Source organism: Arhodomonas sp. KWT (genome assembly GCF_010993615.1).
Map to the genome: position 1 here is coordinate 1 of NZ_WNXE01000167.1, position 5,106 is coordinate 5,106.

6 protein-coding genes and 1 pseudogene are annotated in these 5,106 nt (G+C 72.2%); 5 read left to right on the top strand and 2 right to left on the bottom strand.

The features are described from left to right. Positions 1–468 (top strand): annotated as a pseudogene (locus G7A99_RS15805) (hypothetical protein); the annotation flags it as partial. A gap of 94 nt (positions 469–562) precedes the next feature. Next, the gene (locus G7A99_RS15810) at positions 563–1,429 is read left to right on the top strand and encodes a CoA ester lyase (protein ID WP_163141873.1); all 867 of its coding nucleotides are present in this window, start codon (positions 563–565) and stop codon (positions 1,427–1,429) included. A gap of 15 nt (positions 1,430–1,444) precedes the next feature. Here G7A99_RS15810 and G7A99_RS15815 read toward each other — a convergent pair whose 3' ends face one another. Together G7A99_RS15815 and G7A99_RS15820 are read right to left on the bottom strand one after the other, a co-directional pair. Beyond that, a complete protein-coding gene (locus G7A99_RS15815; RefSeq protein WP_205599873.1) occupies positions 1,445–2,773 on the bottom strand; it encodes an ATP-binding protein in 1,329 nt (442 codons plus the stop codon). Continuing rightward, complete coding sequence (locus G7A99_RS15820) at positions 2,770–3,429, bottom strand: response regulator transcription factor (protein ID WP_163141876.1); 660 nt, start codon at positions 3,427–3,429, stop codon at positions 2,770–2,772. The genes G7A99_RS15815 and G7A99_RS15820 overlap by 4 nt, the downstream gene beginning before the upstream one ends. Positions 3,430–3,565: 136 nt before the next feature. Between G7A99_RS15820 and G7A99_RS15825 the strand changes: the two genes are divergently transcribed. The 3 genes from G7A99_RS15825 to G7A99_RS15835 all read left to right on the top strand — a co-directional run. After that, positions 3,566–3,838, top strand: coding sequence for a PepSY domain-containing protein (locus G7A99_RS15825; RefSeq protein ID WP_163141879.1), 273 nt, complete (start codon positions 3,566–3,568; stop codon positions 3,836–3,838). Positions 3,839–3,842: 4 nt separating this feature from the next. Beyond that, positions 3,843–4,385 carry a cytochrome b/b6 domain-containing protein gene (locus tag G7A99_RS15830; RefSeq protein WP_018719134.1) on the top strand — a complete coding sequence of 181 codons (543 nt, stop codon included), beginning with the start codon at positions 3,843–3,845 and terminating at the stop codon, positions 4,383–4,385. Positions 4,386–4,597: 212 nt separating this feature from the next. After that, the coding region (locus tag G7A99_RS15835; protein ID WP_205599874.1) for a hypothetical protein at positions 4,598–5,106 on the top strand (509 nt) is incomplete at its 3' end.

The window sequence follows — 5,106 nt, forward strand, 5'->3', positions numbered from 1 at the left end:
TTCGTCACCGTCAGCCACGAGATCGAGGGCGAGCGCGGCGGGCGCATCGACGAGGCCCAGGATATCGTCTACCGCGCGCCGGTGTCGGGCGGCGGGGCGGACACCGCCGGGAGCGACGACATGCCCGAGCCCGCGTGGCGGGCGACCTGGCGTCCGGACCCGGTGCTGCTCTTCCGCTACTCGGCGCTCACGTACAACAGCCACCGCATCCACTACGACCGGTCCTACTGCGCCGGCGTCGAGGGCTATCCGGGGCTGGTCGTCCACGGCCCGCTGATGGCGACGCTCATGCTCGACCTGGCCGTGCAGCAGCGCGGGACGCCGGTGCGCCGGTTCGAGTACCGCTCCCGCGCGCCGGTGTTCGACGACATGGCCTTCACCACCGCCGGCGTGCCCGAGGGCGACGGCACGCGCCTGTGGGTCACCCGTCCGGACGGGGCGCTGGCGCTGACCGGCCGGGTGGAATGACCGCGGAGACGGGGACAGGGCGGGCGTATCACGGCCTCACCGCCCCCGTCGCGAGCCGGGCTGTCAGACCGCCCGGCGGAAAGGGAGAGACGAGATGACGCAATGGCCCGGCTGGCGGTCGCTCCTGTTCGTGCCCGCCGACAACGAACGCCTGCTGGAGAAGGCGGGACGGCGTGGTGCCGACGCCTGCATCCTGGATCTGGAGGACGCCGTCGCCCCCGAGCGGCGGCCGGCGGCGCGGGCCGCGCTGCCCACGGCGATCGCACGGCTGGCGGCGGACGGCGTCGCGGTGCTGGTGCGTGTCAACGCCGGCACCCGGGAGCAGGTCCACGACCTGGAGGCCGCCGTCGGGGCGCCCCTCGCGGGTATCGTGCTGCCCAAGGTCGAGCACGCCCATGAGCTGGTGGTCACCGACGGCATCCTTACCGAGCTGGAGACGGAGCGGGGGCTCGAACCGGGCGGAGTGCCGGTGATCGGCATGATCGAGAGCGCGCGGGGGCTGCTGGCCGCGGGCGGGCTGGCCGCGGCCACGCCGCGTCTCGCGGCCCTGGCCCTGGGGCCTGAGGACCTGGCCCTGGACCTGGGCGGCACGCCCGGGGCGGCGCTGCTCACCGAGCCCGCCCGCCGCGTCGCCTGGGCGGCGCGGGCCGCGGGGATCGAGGCGATCGGCTTCCCCGGCTCCATCGCCAACTACACCGATACCGGGCGCCTGAGCGCCGAGCTGGAGACGGCACAGGGGCTCGGTTTCTCGGGGGCGCTGTGCATCCATCCCGCCCAGATCGGGCCCGTCCACGCGGCGTTCGCGGTCAGCGAGGCGGACCTGGACTGGGCGCGGCGCGTGGTCGATGCCGCCCCGGCGGACGGCGCGGTGTTCTCCGTGGACGGCCGGATGGTGGACCGCCCCGTACTCCTGCGCGCCCGGGCGTTGCTGGCCCGGGGCAGGCGCCAGCGGGGGCGATGACCGGCGTGCCCGCGCTCATGCCGGATGGGTGCCGTCCGGCAGGGTGACCACTGCCTCGACGCCGTCGGCACGGCCGGCGGCGGGGGAGTTCAGGGTCACCGAGGCCCCGGCGCCCTCGGCGATCGCCTCGACGATGGCGAGCCCGAGCCCGGTGCCGCCGGGCCGGGTCGTCCCCCGCCGGAAACGCGCCCGCAGTTGCCGGAGCGTGGCGGCGGGGATCACGGGCGAGTCGTTGATCACCCGCAGGCGCCGGGCGCCGTCCACCACCACCGCCACCGGGCTGTCCGTCGGGCTGTGATGCAGGGCGTTCTCGATGAGGTTGCGCAGCAGGATGGCGAAGCCGTCCGGGTCCAGCGCGCCGGCAAGTCGCACGCCGTCCGGTACCGTAAGTGTCACCCGATCGCCGCTGCCGGCGTGGCGGCTGAACTCGTCGACCACCAGGGCGAGCACGTCGTCGAGGGGCTGGAGCGTGTCGGCGGCGAAGACCCCGGCCTCGGCGCGGGCGAGCTGCATGAGCTTCTCGGAGACCCGGGCGAGGTGACGCAGGCCGGCCTCGATGTGCCGCGCGCGCTCGCGCACGGCCGGGTCGCCGGTGTCGGCGAGCAGCCGCTGGGTATGGCCCAGGGCCCCGGCGATGGGCGTGCGCAGCTCGTGGGCGCTGTTGGCGGTGAAGCTGCGTTCCGCCGCCAGTGCGTCACGCAGCCGTGCCATCAGGCGGTTGACGGCATCCGCCAGCGGACGGATCTCCGCGGGCAGGCCGCTCGCGGTCAGTGGGGCCAGATCGCCGGGGGCGCGGCGTTCGATCTCGCCGCGCAGCGAGAGCACCGGTGCTGTGGTCCGGCGCACCAGCCACCACACGCCGAGCAGGCTCAGCGGCACCAGGAACGGCAGCGGCAGGAGCAGGCTCAGCGTCGTCTCCATCGCCGCCTCGCGGCGGTGGGCGAGGGGCTCGGCGACCTGGATGAGCAGACCGGTGTCGGCGTCGCGCTCGGTGAACACCCGGTGCGACGCGGTGGTGACGAAACCGGGCCGCAACGGTGCGGGGAAGCCGGTGTCGCGGGCATTGCGGGAGCTCAGCACCACCCGGCCGGCGGCGTCGCGGACGCGGTAGGTGAGCAGCCCCTCGCCGGCGCCGACCGTCGTCGGTTCCCTGCCGGCCGGCCCCGCGGCCCCGAGCGCGAGCAGCCGGTGTGCGGCCTGTGCCAGGGACTCGTCATAGGCCTCGTTGAGCTCGTGACGAACCAGCACCCACGACAGTGCCGTGGCTACCAGCCACAGTGCGAGCACACCGGCGGTGAGCATCCCCGCCAGACGCCGGCGCAGGCTGAAGGCCCTGCCGTTCACGAGCGCACCATGCGGTAGCCGAGGCCTCGCTCCGTGGCGATCAGGCCTGCGCCGAGCTTCTTGCGCAGCCGGCTGATGTAGACCTCGATGGTGTTGCTTTCCACCTCGGCACCGAAGGCGTAGAGCCGGTCTTCGAGCTGGCCCCGCGAGAGCACGCGCCCGCGGTTGTGCGCCAGCGCCTCCAGCAGGGCCCACTCGCGCTGGGTCAGGCGTACCGGCTCGCCATCGCGGTGGACGGTCCGCGCGGCCTCATCGATCACGACCCCCGCCACCTCGATCCGCGGTCCGGCGTCGCCGGCGCTGCGCCGGCCCACGGCGAGCACGCGGGCGGAGAGTTCCGCGAGATCGAAGGGTTTCACCAGATAGTCGTCCGCGCCGGCCCGCAGGCCGCGGATTCGGTCCGATATCTGGTCCCGGGCGGTGAGGATGATCACCGCCAGCCGCTCGCCGCGCCCGCGCAGCTCGCCGAGCAGCGTGAGCCCGTCGCCGTCGGGCAGCATCAGGTCGAGCAGGCAGAGGTCGTAGGCCACCGCCGCCAGGGCGGGCCGGGCCCGGCAGAGGTGATCCACCCGGTCGACCGCGTGCCCGTCGGCGGCGAGCTGATCGACGACGGCGGTGCCCAGGCTCGCGTCGTCCTCCACCAGCAGTATGCGCATGGCCGCCCCCTTCGGTGTCCGGGCGCCGATTGTAACCCGGACACCGGCTTCACGATTCGTCACCGTCTTTCAGGATCCTGTCAGGTTGCGCCGGGATGATGGCCACCGTCATTCGGTGATTGAAGGAGCTTGAGTGATGAAGCGCGGACTTGTGCTTTCGATGGTGATGCTCGGTGTCGTGGCGGCCGGTGCGGCGCAGGCGGCGGACGGATGTGATGTGCCGAAGTCCGAGTGGCAGAGCCGGGATACCTTCCGGCAGGCGCTGATGGACAAGGGCTGGGAAGTGAAGAGCATCCGCACTGAGGATGGCTGCTACGAGGCGTACGCGTACGACGAGAACGGTGACCGGGTGGAGGCCTATTTCAACCCGAAGACGCTGGAGCCGGTGCGCGTAAAGGGAGAGGACTGAGGCGATGGGCGAGCGCACGATCCGTGTGTGGGACCCGGCAGTCCGGGTCTTCCACTGGGGGATGGTCACGGCGGTGACCGTGGCCTGGCTCACCGGTGACGAGTGGGGGGAAATCCACGAGTGGGCCGGCTATATCGTGGCCGGACTGATCGGCTTCCGGCTGCTCTGGGGGCTGGTCGGACCACGCTACGCCCGTTTCACCCAGTTCGTGCGCCCGCCCGCCACCGTGCTGCGCTATATCGTCGATATGGCATCCGGTCGTGAGCGTCGCCACCTCGGGCACAATCCGGCCGGGGCGGCGATGATCGTGGTGCTGCTGCTCGCGCTCGCGGGCACGGCGCTGACCGGCTGGATGTACACCCTGGACGCCTTCTGGGGGGTCGAGTGGGTCGAGGAGACTCACGCCTTCCTGGCGAATTCGCTGCTGGTGCTGATCGGTCTTCACGTCGCGGGCGTGGTCCTGGCCAGTGTTCGTCACGGTGAGAACCTGGCTCGCGCCATGGTTACCGGGCGCAAGCGCGAGCCGGCGGGAGAGGACGTCGGCTGAGCAGTCCACGGCCGCCGCGGACGGGGGGAAATCGTTATCATTAAGCACAGGTGTCTGATTCACTAAACATTTCACCTGTCTCCGCTGCTTGGCATAATGTCGGGCATGCGAATTGATTCACACACTTATCCTTCCCGGCTCGTCGCTCCCGGCGGGCACGGCCGGTGGGGGCTGCCTGCAGGTGCGCTCGCCGGCCCCGGGGTGGGCGGCGTGTGACGACGGGCCGACCCGCTGAGGGAGAGATATCCGGCGAGCATGCGCTGCGGCGGCGGCTTGCAGCTCTGGAGGGGTTCGTCGAGGCCGCCCCGGTGGGCCGTCTTCAGGTTACTGCGGAAGGTTCGGTCGCCGAGGCCAACCCCGCCGCAGCGCGATTGACGGGCGTCGACGAACCGGTTGGCCGGCATTTCGTGGCACTGCTCGATCCCGGCGCCGTGTGCTCTTCCGCGTTCGAGGCGGCGCTCGCCGGTGGCGAGGGTGTGCTGCGACTGTGTCTGCCCGTGCCCGGCGGCGTGCCGGGCCGGTGGCTGGTCGTGACCGTCCGGGCGCTGGAAGACGGGGCCGACGTGATGCTGGAGGCCCTGGACGAGCGGCGCGAGGCGGTGCAGCGCAGCCGTGCCGAACGGACGTATTTCCGGCAGAGTTTCCACCTCAACATTGCCCCGAAGCTGCTCATCGAGGCGGCGACGGGGCGTATCGCGGACGCCAACGACTCGGCCCTCGC